We start from the raw sequence: 16,876 nt of genomic DNA, 5'->3' as shown, positions 1-16,876 counted from the left end.
GGGCAGGGGCTGGGGCTGCAGGGGCGCGTGCGAAGGGGCAGTGGTTGCAGTGTGGTGGGCGGCGTCTTTGGGGCTTGCTGGTGGCGAGATGTGCGGCGGAGCCTCGGGCCCGCGCCGGGGCCCCGCGCCCCGGCGTTCGCATCCAGAGCATCGTGCCCGGGGCTGAGAGTTGTGGCGAAGTGCGGTTGGGAGGGATCCCGGCGGCACTTTGCCACAACTTCGGGCAGCGGCAGCGGCAGGGGCGGGGGGCAGCGGCGGCGGCCGGGGCCCGGGGGTGGCCCTACGCCGAGCTGGCTGCGAGGCCCGCCAGGTAGGTGACGACATCCTGCTCGCTGACGACGTCGGCGTACTTGGCGTCGAGGTCGAAGAGGGCCGCCTCGTGGGGCTCCGAGCGGCGGTCGCCGACTGCGTCGCGCACCACAAGCGGGATGAAGCCGTGCTGGCAGGCGTCGACGGCGGTGGCCCGCACGCATCCGGACGTCGAGAGCCCGACGAGGATGACACTGTCGCACCCGAGCACCGTCAGGTCGGTGGCGAGGGAGGTGCCGAAGAACGAGCTCGCGTACTTCTTGGAGAGGATCGGCTCGCCCTGCTGCGGGGTGAGGGGCGCCGCGATGGCGCCGAGGGGAGACCCCGTGGCGAGGGTCGCGAGACCGGCGGCCTTGCGGGCGAAGACCCCGCCGCCCGTGGGGCCCGTGTCCTGCTCGACAACCGTGTAGAGCACCGGGATGCTGGCTGCCCGCGCCGAGTGCAGCACGCGTGCGGCCGAGGCGAGCTCGTCCTCGACGCCCGCGTACAGGGGAGACGACTCGACGAGGTAGGCGTCGACGAAGTCGATGACGATGAGCGCGGGCCTCCGTCCGAAGCCGAGGCGCTGTCCGAAGCCCGCGGCCGCGTAGTCGTTGTCGGCGGAGAGGTCGGTGGCCAGGTTGGCGGGGACGTCGGCAGCGGACACGCCAGCGGATGCAGGTGCAGGTGCAGGTGCAGTTGTGGACGCGGTGGTCGTGGGGGCCATAGGGGTCATGGTGGTGCCCTTCGTGTGGTTGCGGGGGTGCGGGAGTTGGAAGCGGAAGGCCAGCGGGTTCACGTGGCTGCCCCGGCCTGATCATCGATACGGGCCTCGCTGCGGGATCCCTCGCGGGATCCCGCCCGGGCTTCGGCGCGCGCGCGGCGCCGCGTGGGGTGGAACTGCGCGGCGATGGCGGCCGTGGTGGCGGCGATGAGTGCGATGCCGGCGGCGGCGAGCCATCCGGTGGTCGGGCCGAAGTACTCGAAGACGAACCCCATCGCGAAGGGGCCGGCCGCGCTGCCGATGTAGGCACCCGACTGCACGAGCCCCGTGGCTTGGGCTGCGAAGCGGGGCACGGCGTTGGAGACGGCGTAGTGGAGCAGTCCGCTCCACCCCCAGCCGAGTCCGAAGGCGAGGACGACGCCGGTGGCGAAGCTCCAGGGGAGGGCGAGTGCCATGCCGCCGAGGCCGATGGCACCGGAGAGCATCATGAGCGAGACCGTGGTGAGGGTCCCTCCGATGCCGCGGTCGGCGAGCCAGCCCGCGAGGGGTCTCGCGATGATGTTCGCGAGCGAGCCGAGGCTGAGGAGGAGGCCCGCGACGGCGGCCGTGTAGCCGACGCCGATGGCGGTCGTGACGGTGAAGGCGCCGATGACGCTCGATTGGGCGGCGCCGAGCCCGCTCGCGGCTGAGGCGAGGATGAGGAAGACGCGCAGGTCGCGGGGGAGCCGCTCTCGAGCGCGGCGCGTGGCGCGTGGCGTTCGTGGCGTTCGCGGCACCCGCCAGGCGAGGAACGCGACGGCGACGGCGGCGAGCGCTCCTGCGATCGCGAAGGTCCACTGCCAGCCGACCGTGAGGCCCAGGGCGGGGACGGCGAGGCCGGCGCTGAAGGTGGCGAGGGGGACCGCTCCCTGCTTGAGGCCGAACGCGAGGGCGCGCCGTCGGGTCGAGACGCCGACCCCGATGAGGGCGTTCGAGGGTGGATGCCCGAGCGAGTTCCCCGCTCCGGCGACGATGAGCCAGACGAGCAGCCACTGCCACGTCGGCGTGTAGGCGGCGATGCCGATGAGGGCGAGGCCGCCGATCGAGGAGGCCATGATCATGCCCCAGCGGAAGCCGAGCCTCGTCGAGAGGCTGCCGGCCAGCGGGGAGAGGAGCGCCGACGCACCCCAGTAGGCGGCGACGACGATGCCGAGCATCGATTCGGTGAGCCCCGTGCTGCCGCGCAGCTGCATGGACAGGCCGCCGACGAGGAAGACGGGGAGCGCGGTGACGACGGTCGTGCCGATGCCTGCGATGGTCGCGGTCCGGCCCGGGCGGCGGGTTCGCCAGACGTGCGTGGGTGTGTCGGCCGCGGGGGTGGAGGGGCCCGCGGAACTGGACTCGGGAACGCCTTCCAGCGGGGGATTCCGGGCATGCTGCTGCTCGGGCCCCGTGGTGGGCCCGGTGGTGCGCGACACGGCTCAGCCTTCGTTGGGAGCAGCGCCAGCGGTCGTGGAGGTGCCCGGTCCCTGGAGCACGGCGTTGCGGGCAGCGAGGATGTGCGAGCGCATCGCGACCTCGGCCCACAGCGAGTCGCCCGTCTGCAGGGCGGTCAGGATGTCGCGGTGGTGGTGGTTCGAGCGGATGCGGAACGTGTCGCCGTACGCCTGGTAGTTGCGGATCATCATGGGCACCTGGCTGACGCTGCGCAGGAGCGTCTGCAGCTGCAGGCTGCCGGAGACCTTCACGATGTGCTCGTGGAATTCGCGGTTGAGGCGGCCGAGCTCGACGATCTCGTCCTGGTCGCTGGCGTGGACGAGGGGGTCCATCCGCTCGATGCGGTCGATGAGGAGCTCGGCGTCGGCGTCGGTCATGCGGTCGGCGGCGAGGCCGGCGGCGCGGCTCTCGAGGGAGGCGCGGACGAAGTAGGTCTCGGCCATCTGCTCGGTCGTGTATCCGATGACGGTGGCGCCCTTGTTGGGGATGTACGCCACGAGCCCCGCCTCCGCGAGGCGCTGGAGCGCCTCGCGGATGGGGGTCCTGCTGAGCCCGAACTCGGCGGCGAGCGCCTGCGCGCGCAGCACCGTGTGCGGCGCGTACTCGCCGCTCATGATGCGCGAGCGCAGCTCCGCGTAGGCGAGGTCGCCTCCCGTGAGGCTCTCGGGCAGCAGCACGTGCGTCGGGGTCTCGATCATCGAACGCTCGCGAGCATCGACGAGGTGAGGAGGAACTGTCGGCGGGCGGTCTCGTCGCGGCCGAGGGCTTCCCACTCGGCGCGCTTCGCGGCGCGGCGCTCTTCGCTCGTGTCGCGGAGGGCGTTCCAATTGCCCTCCGTCTCCTCGCCGACGTAGTGGCGGGCGACGGCGCGGCGCTTCTCGGCCCAGTCGTCGAGCTCCTCGCTCGAGACCTCGCCGTTGGCGTAGCCGGGCAGCAGCTCGGCGAGCAGCAGCCCGTCGTGGATTCCACTGTTCATGCCCATGCCTCCCAGCGGGTTGTTGACGTGTGCCGCGTCGCCCACGAGGAAGACGTTGCCCTTGCGGAACGTCCGCGCGACCTTGCGGTGCACTTCGTAGACGGTGACGTGCACAACAGGGTAGCCGTCGAGTTCGGGCACCACACGCCGCAGCTGACTCACGGCGTAGGCGGGGTCGGTCTGCTGCTCGGACGTGAGGGCGGGATCGCAGGGGAAGAGCACGCGCCAGCCGCTGGGGTTGCGCAGCAGGACGTGCCAGTTCTCCGGGTCGGCGACGTAGTTGACGACGGCGAGGTCCTCGTGGATCTCGTGCAGGGGCAGGCTCGTCGTGATGACGAGGTAACGCTCCGGGTAGGTGTGGCCCGAGAAGTCGATGTCGTAGTGCTCGCGCACGAGGGACCGCGAGCCGTCCGCCGCGACGAGGTAGGTGCTCGTGCTGGTGCTCACGGCGCCGTCCTCGCCGCGCACATCCACCTCGAAGCCGTCGTCGCTCTCACGGATCGCGATGACCTCGGCGCCGAGGGTGGACGTGACGTTGGGCTCGCCGGAGATGACTTGCTGGGCGGCCGCGGTGAGGCGGCTCTGCTCGACCTGGACGCGGTACGGATAGGCCGTGTCGTCGTCGAGCACCGCGAAGTCGAGCTCGACGATCTTGCCGATCGTCGCATCCCGGAACTGGTACGAGCGCGCGATGATGCCGGCGTCGATGAGCGGCTGGGTGAGCCCCAGCTCCTCGAGCATCTCGAGCGTCGGCGGGTGGAAGGTGGATGCGCGGTGCTCGAGCGTGCTCGCCTCGCGCTTCTCGAAGAGTGCGACCGTCATGCCGCGCTTCGCGAGCTTGAGGGCGGTGGTGGTGCCGACGGGGCCGCCGCCGACGACGATGACATCGAACTGGGGGGAAGCAGTCATGGTGTGGTCCTTTGTGTGCGCTGTGGCGGTCAGAATTCGCGGATGATGGTGCCGTAGCCACCGACGGTGTCGGTGAAGCCGGCCTGCCTGAGGGTGTGCCAGACGGTGGCGGTGTTGATGGCGACGACGGGCTTCCCGAGCCAGGTCTCGGCTTCGTCGGCCATGCGGATGAACGACAGGTTCGTGCCGACCTGCACGATCGCCTCGGTCTCGGGGGTGTCGATCTCCTCGAGCACCGTGACGAGGTCGCGTGGTGTGACGCTCGCGATCGACGTCGCGGTGGGGCAGCGGAGGCCGGTGACCTTGACGACGTCGAAGCCGGCCTCGGTGAAGTACTGGTCGACCCATTTGTCGGCGACCGGCTGGTATGGCGAAAAGACGGAGATCTTCGTCACGCCGAGGGTCTCGAGGGCGGCACGGCAGGCGGATGCGCCGGTGGTGACGGGCATGCCGCCGATCTGCTCGCTCACCTCGGTCTGGAAGGCCTCGTTGCCGGCGACGCCGCCGCTGAAGGTGGGCGCCGACATCCCCATCATCATGAGGTCGGGCTGGGCCGTCATGACGTCTCGCAGCGCCACCGACATGGAGCCTCGGATCTGCGTCTGCAGCTCCATGAAGCTCGTGTGGTCGCCCATGGCCTGCTGCTCGACGTACATGCGACCGCAGTGGAACGTGATGCCGTGGGGCGCGAGCTTGTTGACATCGTGCTCGACGACCGTGTTGGTCGATGGGACGATGACGCCGATCTTCGCGCGGTATCCGGTGACGTCTGGCATTGACGTGCTCCTTCGTGTTCGGGTGGCCGCGGTGCGGGGGCACCGCGGCTGGATTGTGGAAGCTGGTGGGGTGGGGTGCTCAGCTCGCGATGAGCTCGGCCGCTGGCATGCCGGCGCCGAGGCGCGTGTGGCCGCTCGTCGCGTCGTACATGTGGCATGCCACGGTTCGCTCGCCGACGGGGGTGTCGGCCGGTCGCTTCGTGAGGCACACCTCCTGCGCGAAGGCGCAGCGGGCTGCGAACGGGCAGCCGAGCTGTCCGGTGGCTGGGGTTGCTGGGGAAGCAGGGGAGGGCGGGGTGGCTGACGCGGCTGCAGCCGCAGTTGCCGCAGTTGCCGCAGTTGCCGCAGTTGCCGCCGCCGCTCTCGCCGTGCGCCGCCTGCGCTGCTCGACCGGGTCGGTCACGGGGGCTGCCGCGTTGAGCGCCGCCGTGTACGGGTGCAGGGGTGCGCTGTGGACGTCACCGGCCGGGCCCTGCTCCATGATGCGTCCGCGGTAGAGCACAAGCGTGCGGTGCGAGATGTAGCGGACGACGTCGAGGTCGTGGGCGATGAAGATGTAGGCGAGGCCGCGTTCCTTCGCGAGCTGCGCGAGGAGGTTGAGGATCTGCGCCTGCGTCGACAGGTCGAGGGCGCTCACCGCCTCGTCGAGCACGACGAGCTGCGGCTGCATGATGAGGGCCCTCGCGATGCCGATGCGCTGCCGCTGACCGCCGGAGAACTGGCCGGGGAAGCGGTCTGCCGCGGCTCGGGGGAGGCCGACCGTCTCGAGCATGTCGCGGGCCCGCGCATCCGCCTGCTTGTCGGAGAGGCGAAGGGCCGCCTGGAGCGGCTCCGCGAGGGTCTGTCCGATCGTGCGGAAGGGGTTGAGCGAGCTGTACGGGTCCTGGAAGACGACCTGCAGCTGCTTGGCGATGTCGCGACGGTTGCGGAGCAGCGAGTGCTTCGTGAGGTCGCGACCGCCGAAGTGGATGCTGCCGTCGCTCGGCTTCTCGAGGCCCAGGATGCAGCGCCCGATGGTCGACTTGCCCGAGCCGGACTCCCCGACGACGCCGAGGATCTCGCCGGGGGCGACGGTGAAGCTCACGTCGTCGACGGCGTGCACGGTCTGCGCGCGGTTGTGGGGGTTCTTGAACCGCATCTGGAGGTGGTCGACGCTCAGCAGCTTTTCGCTCATGCGATGCTCCTCTCTTTCACGCTGGAGTTCTGGGTGGCCGAGCCGGTGCGGGCCGCCTTGGCGACCTCCTCGACCCGCACGCAGCGGGCCATGCCGGAGCGCTGCTGGCCCACGGCTGGGCGCTGATCTGCGAGTCCGCTTGCACTTCCGGTTCCGCGGCGCTGCAGGGTGAGGGCGACGGGGGAGGTTCGGCAGCGCTCGGTCGCGAAGGCGCAGCGCTCGGCGAAGCGGCACCCGGTCGGCCAGTCGCGAGGTGCTGGCACGGCGCCGCTGATGGCATCCATCGGCACTCCGGCGACGGCGTTGGCGGGCATCGCGGCGAGCAGGGCCCTGGTGTAGGGATGCGATGGGGCCGTGAGGAGCGTGTCGACGTCGGCCTCCTCGATGACCTGGCCGGCGTACATGACGACGGCGCGGTCGCATGTGTCCGCGACGACTCCGAGGTCGTGCGTGACGATGATGACCGCGAGGCCGAGTTCTTCGCGGAGGCGCCGCAGCAGGTCGAGGATCTCGGCCTGCACGGTCACATCGAGGGCGGTCGTGGGCTCGTCGGCGACGAGCACCTCGGGTTCACCCGTCAGCGCCATGGCGATGGCGGCGCGCTGCGCCATGCCGCCGGAGACCTGGAACGTGTAGCTGGCGGCGGCCTGCTGCGGGTCGGGCATGCCGACGAGGCGGAGCAGTTCGAGTGCCCGCTCCTGCACTTCGCCTGCCTTGCAGCCCGTGTGGTGGGCGATGGCCTCGCGCAGCTGGGCTCCGATCGTGAACGTCGGGTCGAGGGCCGTCATGGGCTCCTGCGAGACGAGGGCGATCTTCGAGCCGCGCACGGCGCGCAGCTGCTTGTTGCTCTGCCCGACGATGTTGGTGCCGTCGATGACGATCTCGCCCTTCGAGACGCGGCCGCCTGGGGCGACGAGGCCGAGCAGGCTCTTCGCGGTCACCGACTTGCCGCATCCCGATTCGCCGACCATGCCGAGGGCCTCGCCGCGGCGCACGTCGAAGGAGACGCCCTGCACGACCGCGAACTCGCCGGTGCTGTCGGTGAACGAGACGCTGAGGTCGCGCACGGAGACGATGGCGTCGTCCACGTCCGGCTGCGGGTCGTCGACGGCAACGGGCTTGGTGGCGACCTGGGCTGCTGGCTTCTTGCGGAAGAAGGAGCGGACGAGGGTGGTCCCGGGGCGGTTGCCGGCGAGCGCATCGCCGACGACGTTGAAGGAGAGGATCGAGAGGATCATGATGACGCCGCTCGGCACGAGCAGCCACGGGTGCAGGTAGATGAGCTCGCTGGCCTCGCTGATCATGCCGCCCCAGCTGGGCGCCGGGGGCGGGGTGCCGAGGCCGAGGAAGCCGAGGCCAGCCTGGATGAGGAGGGCGGCGCCCATCGTGATGGAGAGCTGCACGAGCAGCGGTCCGCGGATGTTGGGGAGCACGTGGCGGAACAGGATGAGGCCGGGTGCGATGCCGGCGACGTTCGCGGCATCCACGTACAGCTCTCGCCGCACCTGCAGCGTCGTGGCCCTGGCGAGGCGGACGAAGCCGTCGCTCATCGCGATGCCGAGCGTCACCATCGCGACGGTCGTGTTGTTGCCGAAGGCGCCGATCACGGCCATGAGGATGACGATCGTGGGCAGGGCCTGGAAGAAGTCCGCGAAGCGGGAGACGAGGGTGTCGGTGAAACCGCGGAAGTAGCCGCCGATCATGCCGAGGGGGATGCCGATGCCCATCGCGACGACCGCCGCGAGGACGGCTCCGCCGAGGGTCGCTGCGCCGCCGTGGATGAGGCGGGAGAAGACGTCGCGCCCGAGGTCGTCGGTGCCGAGGAGGTGCTCGGCGCTCGGCAGCTGACGCGCGAGAGCGAGGTCCTGGGCGAGCGGGTCGAGCGGGGCGACGAGGTCGGCGAAGATCACCGACAGGCCGAGGAGGACGAGGAAGGCGAGGGCGACGACGGCTCCCGGCTTGCTGAGCAGTCTGGAGAGGGCGGTGTCGGTGCGTCGGACGCGGGTCATGCGAGCCTCGCCTTCGGGTTGATGATGCCGTAGAGGATGTCGATGACGAGGTTCATGACGAGGATCACGACGCTGAGGGCGACGACGACACCGAGCACGATGGGCATGTCGCCCAGGTTGACGGAGTCGACGACGAGCTTGCCGACGCCGGGGAGCGCGAAGACCTGCTCGATGAGCACGGCGCTGCCGAAGAGGGCCACGAACTGGAGGCCGATGACGGTGAGGACGGGGATGGCGGCGTTGCGGAGCCCGTGCAGCCACACGATGCGCCACTCGGGGAGCCCCGTCGCTCGCAGGGTCTGCATGAAGTCTCGGCCCTGCACGTCGAGCATCGCGACCCTCGCCTGGCGGGCGACCGCCGCGGTGCCCGCGATGCCGATGGAGATGAGGGGCAGCGTGATGCGGCGGAGGAACTCGGCTGGGTCCTCCGTGAAGGGCTCCCAGCCGGACGCGGGGAACATCTTGAGGTTCACGGCGAACACGAGCACCAGCAGCACGGCGAGCCAGAAGCTCGGGATGGCCTGCATGACGCCGGCTGCTCCGCGGATGATCGTGTCGAGCCAGCCGCCGCGGCTCGCGGCGAGGATGCCGAGCACGATGCCGAGCACGGTCGTGAGGAGGATGCCGCCCATCGAGAGGGTGAGGGTGACGGGGAGCCGCTCGAGCACCTGCATCGTCACCGACTGCTGGCTGAGGTAGGAGACGCCGAGGTCGCCGGTCAGGAGGCCACCGAGGAAGGCGAGGTAGCGCACGAGGATCGGGTCGTTGAAGCCCATCTCGTCACGCAGCTGGGCGCGGGCCTCCGGGGTGGCGTCGGGGCCCAGGATGGTCTGGGTCACGTCGTTCGGCATGAGGGCCACGAGGAAGAAGGCGGCCGAGACGACGAGGAAGACCATGAGCACGGTGATGCCGACTCGCCGGAGGATGTAGAGGGCCACGTGTGCTCCTTTCAGGTTGGTGATGGTGCTGGGCGGATGCGCGGGGAGGGGCGCCTCCCCGCGCATCCGGTGCTGCGTGCTGGGTGCTGGGTATCGCGGTGCTGCGGCTGCTGCGGGAGCCCGGGTGCCTATTCGGCGGGGGTCCAGCTGAAGGGGAGCGGGAAGACCTGGCCGGCGGCGAGCTCGACGCCGCCGAGCTTCTCCGCATCCCACACCGTGTGCGTGTGGTAGAAGGCGACCGGCGCGAACCAGGCGTTCTCGACGACCCACTTGTTGACCGCCTGCCACTTCGTGGCTGCCGCGTCGGCGTCGAGCTCGCTGGAGGCGTCGGCGATGAGGGCCGTCAGCTCGGGGTCGTCGGTGCCGAACGGGTTGAGCTGCGCGTTGGGGGCGAGCATGTTCATGCTGTTGACGTAGGAGTCGATGCCGCCGTTCTGCTGGCCCTGGGAAGCGCCGAACTCCTTGTTGGTGATGGCGTCGAAGTAGTCGTTCGTGCGGTCGGAGAGGGTGGCGGTGATGCCGACGGCTTCGAGGTAGGGGATGGTCGCCTCGAGGCGCTTGTTCTCGCCGAACATGGTGCGGCTGAGGATGGGGAGCTCGAACCCGTCGGCGTAACCGGCCTCGGCGAGGAGCTGCTTCGCCTTCTCCGGGTTGTACTCGTAGTAGTCGTCGAGCGACTCGTCGTAGGCGGAGGTGAACTTGCCGAAGACGGAGGAGGTGCCTCGCTGGTAGTCGCTCCAGAGGGCGGTGCCGATGGCGTCGCGGTCGAGGGCGTAGTTGATGGCCTGGCGGACGCGCACGTCGCCGAGCTCGGGGATGACGTCGCCGCCGCGGTCGAAGAGCATGAGGCCGCCGACGTTGGACTCGTTGGAGGCGGCCGCGAAGCCCTGGGATTCCGCCTGGTCGCGTTGGCTCCACTGGGCGGAGATGATGTCGACGTCGCCGGCGAGGAGCGCGTTGAGCTGGGCGGTCAGGTCGGTGATGACGAACATGTTGAGCTCGTCGACCTGCACGTCCATGGGGCCCACGTACTCGGGGTTGCGGATGTAGCTGTACTCGCTGTCCTCCGTGTAGGAGTCGAGGATCCACGGCCCGGAGCCGTAGGTGTCGGTGAGCAGCAGCGTCGGGTCGTCGAGGGCGGCCTGGCTGACCATCATGCCGACGGTGAGGGAGAAGGCCTCCGGCAGCGACTGGTCCGGGGTGTTGAGGCTGAACTTCAGGGTGTCCTCGTCGACGACCTCGATCGCGTCGATCGAGTTGAGGCGCGCCTGGTAGGTGCCCGGAGTCTCCTGGTAGCGCTCGAGGTTGGCCTTGATGAGCTCGACGGTCATCGGGGAGCCGTCTTCGAAGACGCTGTCGAGGCGGAAGTCCATGGTGAGCTCGGTGGGGCTCGTGTACTCCCAGGCCGTGGCGACGCCCGGCTGGAGGGCGCCTTCGGCGTCGCTCGTGACGAGGCTCTCGTAGGCGGCGGCAGCGTAGTTGAAGGCGGAGCCGCGCATGTTGGCGGCGGGGTCGAAGGTGGGGGCGCCCTCGAGCGCGGCGATGTTGACCGCGAAGGTGGCGTCTTCCGAGGCCGAGGATGATCCGGTGGAGCAGGCGGTGACGGCGAGGGTGGTGATGCCGAGCATGGCGACGGCGGTGCCGACGCGAAGTCTGTGGGAACGCATGCGCGTCCTTTCCGGGAGCGACGAGGTGAGCGGAGCTGGGAGGAGGAGCTGGGGTGCGGTGAGAAGCAGGGTGCGATGAGGCGATGAGGCGACGAAGCGGTGGTGGTTCGGCTATGTTCTGAGCCGGTGAGATGGACGCTAGCCGCAAACTGCATGCAATCTTGACCAGATAGGCGGCTTTTTACGCGCTGGTAACACTCATTGCATGCAATGAAACCTCCAGGCAACATGGTGCACTCAGGGTGGATGCAGGCCATCTGGCCCGGGGTCTCACGTGCGCCAGAAGTGGCGCTCGGGGACTCGAACACGTCGAGGAGGGCACCATGCGACCGCTGCTGACAGCAGGCGACACGCAGATCTACCGCATCGAGGAGTCGCGTTCGGCGATGCTCCCCGTCGAGGAGATGTTCGTCGATACCGACCCGCTCCGTCCGCAGATCGCCGCCCTCGGGCCGGACGACTACGAAGCGAGCACCGACCGCCTCGTGATGGCGTCGAGCAGCTACGTCGTGCGCTCACGCGGCTTCGTCGCGGTGGTCGACACGGGGGTCGGGAACGGCAAGCCGCGCATCCGGGACATGTGGAACGGGCTCGCCACGACGTGGCTCGAGGAGCTCGCCACGATCGTCGACCCTGCCGAGGTCGACGTCGTCGTCAACACGCACCTGCATTGCGACCACGTCGGATGGAACACGGCGGCGGATGCGGCGGGCGGGTGGTCGCTGACGTTCCCCAACGCGCGCTACCTGTTCAACGAGCTCGATCGCGCCTTCATCACGGGGCCGAGCGCCAGGGGCATGTTCGAGCGCAACGGTGACTTCTGGGCCGACTCGATCGAGCCGGTCTTCCTGGCGGGGCAAGCGGACGTGGTCGAGCTTCCGTATCGGGCGTCGCCGTCCGTCGTGCTGGAGCACGCGCCCGGCGATACTCCGGGGCACATGGTGGTTCGGGTGCTCGACCCGGCGTCGGGTTCGACGGTCGCGATCATCTCGGGGGATGCGCTGCACCACGTCCTGCAGGTTGCCGAGCCCGGTCTGTCGTCGAGCTTCTGCTCCATGAGGGAGGTCGCGGAGTCCACGAGGCGCGCTCTGCTCGAGGAGTGCGCGGCGACTGGTGTTCCGATGCTCGCGGGGCACGTCGCCTCTCACGAGCTGCTCTACGTCGAGTCGGACGGCGAGGGTGGGTTCGCGATCGCCGAGGGGCCGAGGCTCAGCTGACGCGTCGCCTCGGGGTGTGACGAACCGCGCGCGGCCTCGACTGCTCGGCGGGTGCCGAGGTCGACGTCGCGCGCGGCGCGTGCTTGCTGATGGCTACTTGCTGCTGGCTACTCCACCCCGCACCATTCGGCGATGAAGAGCGCGATCGACTTCGTGATGCGGCGCACCGATTCGAGGTTCACCCGCTCGTCGTAGCCGTGGATGGCTTCGGAGACGGGGCCGTAGACGAGCGCGGGGGTGTCGGCGTACTGCACGAAGACTCGCCCGTCGAGGTAGCCGGGGGTGACGAACGATTCGAGCTTGGCGCCCCCGAACGCTGCGCTGTGGCTGCGTTCGAGCGCCCGCTCTGCGGCGCCGCCCTCCTCGAGGACGTACCCCTCGGCGTAGAAGCCGGTCTTCGTCGCGGTCGTGACGATGGGGTTGCCGTTGCCGTCTGCGGTGACGCCGTCGAGCGCGTCGGTGATCTCGGCCCAGGCCGCGTCTGCGGTGATGCCGGGGTAGAGGGCGACACGCACGTCGACCTCGCACCAGGCCGGCACGCTGGAGCCCCAGTCCCCGCCCTGGATCTTGCCGACGTTGAAGTTGATGGGGTGGTCGAGGTCCTCGAAGTAGCGGTGCTCGCCCTGCTTGGCGTTCCAGTCTGCCTCGAGCTTCCGGAGCTCGCCGATGACGTAGTAGGCGGCGTCGATGGCATTGAAGCCGGTCTGCATCTCACGGGGGTGGGTGGGCTTGCCGTCGACGCGGAGGCGCAGCCAGATGACGCCCGTGTTGGCGCGCACGAGCATGTCCTCCTCGGGCTCTGGGATGAGGACGGCGTCGGCCGTGTAGCCGCGCAGGTGCGCGGAGAGGGAGCCGTTGCCGGTGCATTCCTCCTCGACGACGGACTCGAAGTGGATGCGACCCGTCGGCGCGAGGCCCGCCGCCCGGACGGCGTCGAAGGCGTACAGGTTGGCGACGAGGCCTGCCTTCATGTCGCCGCTGCCGCGGCCGTACAGCCAGCCGTCTCGCACGGTCGCGTCCCACGGGGACCGCGCCCACTGGCTCTCGGGGCCTTCAGGGACGACGTCGATGTGTCCGTTCAGGATGAGCGAGCTTCCGCGTTCCTGGGGTGGGGTGAAGGTGCCGACGACGTTCTCGAGGCCCTCGTAGGAGATCTCGACTGCTCCGGCTCCCGGGTGGGCGGCGAGCTCGACGGGGTCGAGCTCCCAGCGGTCCATGGTGAGGCCGCGGCCGGCCATGGCGCCGTAGAGGAGGTCCTGCGCCGACGACTCGTTGGCTCGAAGCGACGGGTGCCGGACGAGCTCCTGCGTGAAGGCGACCTGCTGGTCGAAGGCGGCGTCGACGGCGTCGAGGATGCGCTGGCGCTGGAGTCGATGTCGCTGCTGGTCGGTGTGGTCATGCTCTGGTCCTGCTTTCGTTTGGGGGCGCTCGCGGTCGGGCGGGGGCGCTCGTCGTTGTGTGGGGCGCTCGCGGTGGGGCGCACGCGGTCCGTGAGCTGGCGGTGTCGGTTACGCGTTGTGGTCGATCTCGACGATGTCGTCGCGGAGGCGCATCCGCTCGCCGAAGGCGCCGCCGATGACGGTGACGAGGCAGATGCCGATGAGGACGAGCACGGCGGGCCAGGATGAGCCGTCGCCGACGGTGATGAGCGCGGTCGCGATGAGGGGCAGGAATCCGCTGATGGCGCCGGCGAGGTTGTAGCCGAGGGAGACGCCGCTGTAGCGGAGTCGGGGCGGGAAGAGCTCCGCGAGGAGGGCCCCGGTGACGGCGTACGACAGGGTGATGAGGGCGATGCCGATGCTCACGGCTGCCGTGATGGCGATGGGGCTCTCGGTGTCGATGAGCCAGAAGAGCGGGAAGGCGGCGATGCCGGTGGTGAGCCCGCCGACGACGGTCATGCGGCCTGGGCCGAAGCGTTCGGCGAGGCGGCCGGCGAAGATGGTGACGCCGATCTGGAGGACGGCGGCGATGAGGGTCGCGTTGACCATCACCTGCCGGTCGACTTCGAGCACGTTGGTGCCGTAGGAGACGACGAAGGTGGTCATCATGTAGAACCCTCCGACGCCGAGCATGGCTGCTGCGACGGCGACGAGGAGGCGGAGCCCGGACTTGCGGAAGAGTTCGAGGACGGGGACCTTGACCTGTTCGCCGGCCGCGGCGAGCTCCTTGAAGACGGGGGACTCCTCCACCTTCAGGCGGATGTAGAGGGCGATGCCGAGGAGCGGGAACGCGAGGAGGAAGGGGAGGCGCCAACCCCACGCGTCGAAGGTCTCGGGCGGCATCATGAGCACGAGGGCGAAGGCGCCGGAGGAGACGAGGGTGCCGACGGGGGAGCCGATCTGCACGAGGGCGGCGAAGCGTCCGCGCATCTTCTCGGGGGAGTGCTCGATGGCGATGGTGGTCGCGCCGCCCCATTCGCCGCCGACGGCGAAGCCCTGCACGAGGCGGAGGACGGCGAGCATGATGGGGGCTGCGATGCCGACTGCCAGGTAGTCGGGGAGGACGCCGATGAGTCCTGTCGCGCATCCGATCATGACGATGGTGGTGAGGAGGGCGGGGCGGCGGCCGTAGCGGTCGCCGATCCAGCCGAAGACGACGGCGCCGATCGGGCGGGCCGCGAAGCCGACGCCGAAGGTCGCGAAGGCGGCGAGGGTGGCGCCGGCCGGGTCGAGGTCGGTGAAGAAGAGGCGGTTGAAGACGAGGGCCGCTGCGGTGCCGAAGAGGAAGTAGTCGTACCACTCGAGTGCGGTGCCGACGAAGGCGGCGAAAGCGATGCGCCGCGCGTCTTTGAGGCTGACCTTCGGCGCGCTGGCGGGTGCGCCCGAGGGCGGGCCCGAGGCTGCGCCCGAGGCGGGGGTCTGGGTGTTGTGGGACATGGTGGCTCCGATGTTGGGGAAAGGCCTGCATGTGAACGTGCACGTCTGCGGTGACGCCGGTGTTCCTATGCAACCCCGGATCGGCGGGGTTGGGCAATCGCCAGGCCCACTCGATTGCGCGGCTAGGATGGGCAAATGCACAATCTGAGCGGGGTTTTGGCGAATGGATGACGTGACTGTTTCGCCAGCGTTGCGGCGCGGTATCCGGTCGTGTCTCGCGGACCTCGATGAGATCACGACGTTGTACGTGAGTCAGGTGCGCACGCTGACCGGCTACGTGGAGTCGGTCATTGCGGAGCGCGACGTGCACAGCACGGCATTCACGACGCTGGGCCTCATGTTCCGCCAGCTGGGTGGGGAGCGGCTCGAGGATGAGCTGCGGGCGCACTCGCGGGCCATCGGCCGGAAGCGGGTCCGGCAGGGGGTGCCGCTCGAGTCGTTGCTGCGGGCGGTGCGCATGGATTTCCGGTTCATCTGGCAGGCGCTCAACGACCGTCTGCCTGGGGAGGCGGACCGCCTGTCCGACGACGTGGTCGCGATCTGGGAGGTTGTGGAGGCGCACACGACGAGCGTGCAGTCGGGGTACATGCTCGAGCTTGGGCAGGTGAAGGCGGAGCTCGAGCAGGAGCAGGCGTTCCTGCTGCGTCGTCTGCTGCGGGGTGGGGTCGATGACTCGCAGCTGCACGTGCAGGCGGCGGAGGCGCTCGAGATTCCGCTCACTGGACCGTACTGGGTCGCCGTCGCGCATCAGGATGCGGCGGCAGGGTTCGCCGCGGATGTGCAGGACGTCTTCCCTACGGCGGTGTGCCTGCGCCTGGATGGTGTCGAGTTCGCGGTGATCGCAGGGACGTCGGATGTGGCCGGTGTGGTCGGTCCGTCCGGTCCGTCGGGTTCGTCCGGTTCGTCCGGTCCGTTCGGTTCGTCTTCGTCAGGTCGGTCAGGTTCGTCGGGCGTGTTGGTGCAGCTGGCGCTCGCGGATCAGCAGGTGGGTGTTTCCCAGTCGGCGGCGACGCTGTCGTCGCTGAGCGAGATGTGGCAGCTGGCGTCCGAGCTGGCTGAGTTCGCTGTTCCGGGGCGTGCTGCCGTGCTCGCGCAGCACTGGCCGAGTCTTGTCGTCCGGAGGCTTGGACCGGTGGCGTCGAGCCTGGCTGCGGATGCGCTCCGCGATTTCGCGCTCCTGCCTTCATCGGAACGGGATCTTCTGGTGGAAGCCGTCGAGGTGTACATGGCCTCCGGTTCGGCGTCGAAGGCCGCGGGTGTGCTGTTCTGCCACCGGAATACGATCATGAACCGGCTGGCGAAGTTCGCCTCGGTGGCAGGTCTTGACCCGACGGTTCCCGATGACGCGGCCACGATCAAGGTCGTGCTTGCCGCGGCCAGGGGTGCGGAGGTAGGTCGGCCGTGAGCCCGTGAAGGGTTTGTGAGTTTGTGGGTTCGTTGACCCGTTGGGCCGCGGTCTGCGGCACCGCGGGGTTGTGTGCTTGCAGGGGCGCAGGTCTTCAAGGTTGAAGAGCTTCAAGGTCTTCGGTTGACCTGTGGGCGGGCGGCCTGGGTGTTGCTGGGTGCGTATCCGCGGCGTCTGACTGTTCTGCGTGGCATGTGGTGTCCGATGGCGGGCACGACGTGCCAGCGTCCACTGCTGCTGCGAGTGAGGGTGAGTCTCTCGCGGTGGACTTCGTGGTGGTGGAAGGAGCACAGCAGGATGCCGTCTTTCGTGTCGGTTGGTCCGCCCTGACTCCAGGGGATCGCGTGGTGCACTTCGCACCAGCGGACGGGTGCGCTGCATCCGGGTGCGCGGCAGTGTCGGTCGCGGGTTGCGATCGCCCGGCGTTGGGCTGTGGTGAAG

At 69.5% G+C, this 16,876-nt stretch carries 14 protein-coding genes; 2 read left to right on the top strand and 12 right to left on the bottom strand.

The features are described from left to right. Positions 1-280: 280 nt before the first annotated feature. The 9 genes from C5E06_RS18700 to C5E06_RS18660 all read right to left on the bottom strand — a co-directional run bounded on the left by C5E06_RS18700 (position 281) and on the right by C5E06_RS18660 (position 10,937). Positions 281-1,015 carry an isochorismatase family protein gene (locus C5E06_RS18700; protein WP_104307873.1) on the bottom strand — a complete coding sequence of 245 codons (735 nt, stop codon included), beginning with the start codon at positions 1,013-1,015 and terminating at the stop codon, positions 281-283. Positions 1,016-1,083: 68 nt separating this feature from the next. After that, positions 1,084-2,469: an MFS transporter gene (locus C5E06_RS18695; protein WP_104307872.1), complete on the bottom strand. Its 1,386-nt coding sequence runs from the start codon at positions 2,467-2,469 to the stop codon at positions 1,084-1,086. Positions 2,470-2,472: 3 nt separating this feature from the next. Further along, positions 2,473-3,186: a GntR family transcriptional regulator gene (locus C5E06_RS18690; RefSeq protein WP_104240496.1), complete on the bottom strand. Its 714-nt coding sequence runs from the start codon at positions 3,184-3,186 to the stop codon at positions 2,473-2,475. Then, the gene (locus tag C5E06_RS18685) at positions 3,183-4,373 is read right to left on the bottom strand and encodes an NAD(P)/FAD-dependent oxidoreductase (protein WP_104307871.1); all 1,191 of its coding nucleotides are present in this window, start codon (positions 4,371-4,373) and stop codon (positions 3,183-3,185) included. Before C5E06_RS18685 ends, C5E06_RS18690 begins: the two co-directional genes overlap by 4 nt. A 29-nt stretch (positions 4,374-4,402) precedes the next feature. Further along, the gene (locus C5E06_RS18680; RefSeq protein ID WP_104307870.1) at positions 4,403-5,149 is read right to left on the bottom strand and encodes an arylmalonate decarboxylase; all 747 of its coding nucleotides are present in this window, start codon (positions 5,147-5,149) and stop codon (positions 4,403-4,405) included. 79 nt (positions 5,150-5,228) lie between these two features. Then, entirely contained in the window at positions 5,229-6,323 is a 1,095-nt protein-coding gene (locus tag C5E06_RS18675) for an ATP-binding cassette domain-containing protein (RefSeq protein WP_104307869.1), read from the bottom strand. Then, a complete protein-coding gene (locus C5E06_RS18670) occupies positions 6,320-8,332 on the bottom strand; it encodes a dipeptide/oligopeptide/nickel ABC transporter permease/ATP-binding protein (RefSeq protein WP_104307868.1) in 2,013 nt (670 codons plus the stop codon). The genes C5E06_RS18675 and C5E06_RS18670 overlap by 4 nt, the downstream gene beginning before the upstream one ends. Further along, positions 8,329-9,270: an ABC transporter permease gene (locus C5E06_RS18665; protein ID WP_160075091.1), complete on the bottom strand. Its 942-nt coding sequence runs from the start codon at positions 9,268-9,270 to the stop codon at positions 8,329-8,331. The genes C5E06_RS18670 and C5E06_RS18665 overlap by 4 nt, the downstream gene beginning before the upstream one ends. Before the next feature lie 128 nt (positions 9,271-9,398). Continuing rightward, positions 9,399-10,937 carry an ABC transporter substrate-binding protein gene (locus C5E06_RS18660; protein WP_104307867.1) on the bottom strand — a complete coding sequence of 513 codons (1,539 nt, stop codon included), beginning with the start codon at positions 10,935-10,937 and terminating at the stop codon, positions 9,399-9,401. 323 nt (positions 10,938-11,260) lie between these two features. Between C5E06_RS18660 and C5E06_RS18655 the strand changes: the two genes are divergently transcribed. Continuing rightward, complete coding sequence (locus tag C5E06_RS18655) at positions 11,261-12,154, top strand: MBL fold metallo-hydrolase (protein WP_104307866.1); 894 nt, start codon at positions 11,261-11,263, stop codon at positions 12,152-12,154. 107 nt (positions 12,155-12,261) lie between these two features. Here the strand turns inward: C5E06_RS18655 and C5E06_RS18650 are convergent, their stop codons facing one another. Both C5E06_RS18650 and C5E06_RS18645 read right to left on the bottom strand, forming a co-directional pair. Then, the gene (locus C5E06_RS18650) at positions 12,262-13,509 is read right to left on the bottom strand and encodes an ArgE/DapE family deacylase (protein ID WP_104307865.1); all 1,248 of its coding nucleotides are present in this window, start codon (positions 13,507-13,509) and stop codon (positions 12,262-12,264) included. Positions 13,510-13,662: 153 nt separating this feature from the next. After that, positions 13,663-15,030, bottom strand: a complete 1,368-nt coding sequence (locus tag C5E06_RS18645) for an MFS transporter (protein WP_104240505.1) — start codon at positions 15,028-15,030, stop codon at positions 13,663-13,665. Positions 15,031-15,202: 172 nt separating this feature from the next. Between C5E06_RS18645 and C5E06_RS18640 the strand changes: the two genes are divergently transcribed. Then, positions 15,203-16,435, top strand: coding sequence for a helix-turn-helix domain-containing protein (locus C5E06_RS18640; RefSeq protein ID WP_146081428.1), 1,233 nt, complete (start codon positions 15,203-15,205; stop codon positions 16,433-16,435). Between the two features lie 110 nt (positions 16,436-16,545). On the opposite strand, the gene C5E06_RS19845 is transcribed toward C5E06_RS18640, so the two are convergent. Then, positions 16,546-16,851 (bottom strand): HNH endonuclease signature motif containing protein, encoded by a 306-nt coding sequence (locus C5E06_RS19845; protein WP_104307863.1) that lies wholly within the window; start codon positions 16,849-16,851, stop codon positions 16,546-16,548. Between the last annotated feature and the right edge of the window lie 25 nt (positions 16,852-16,876).

This window comes from Pseudoclavibacter sp. RFBI5, assembly GCF_002931395.1.
Taxonomy (GTDB): domain Bacteria; phylum Actinomycetota; class Actinomycetes; order Actinomycetales; family Microbacteriaceae; genus Pseudoclavibacter.
Note: the sequence above shows the minus strand (reverse complement) of the source record. Positions and strands in the feature narration are given on the sequence as shown.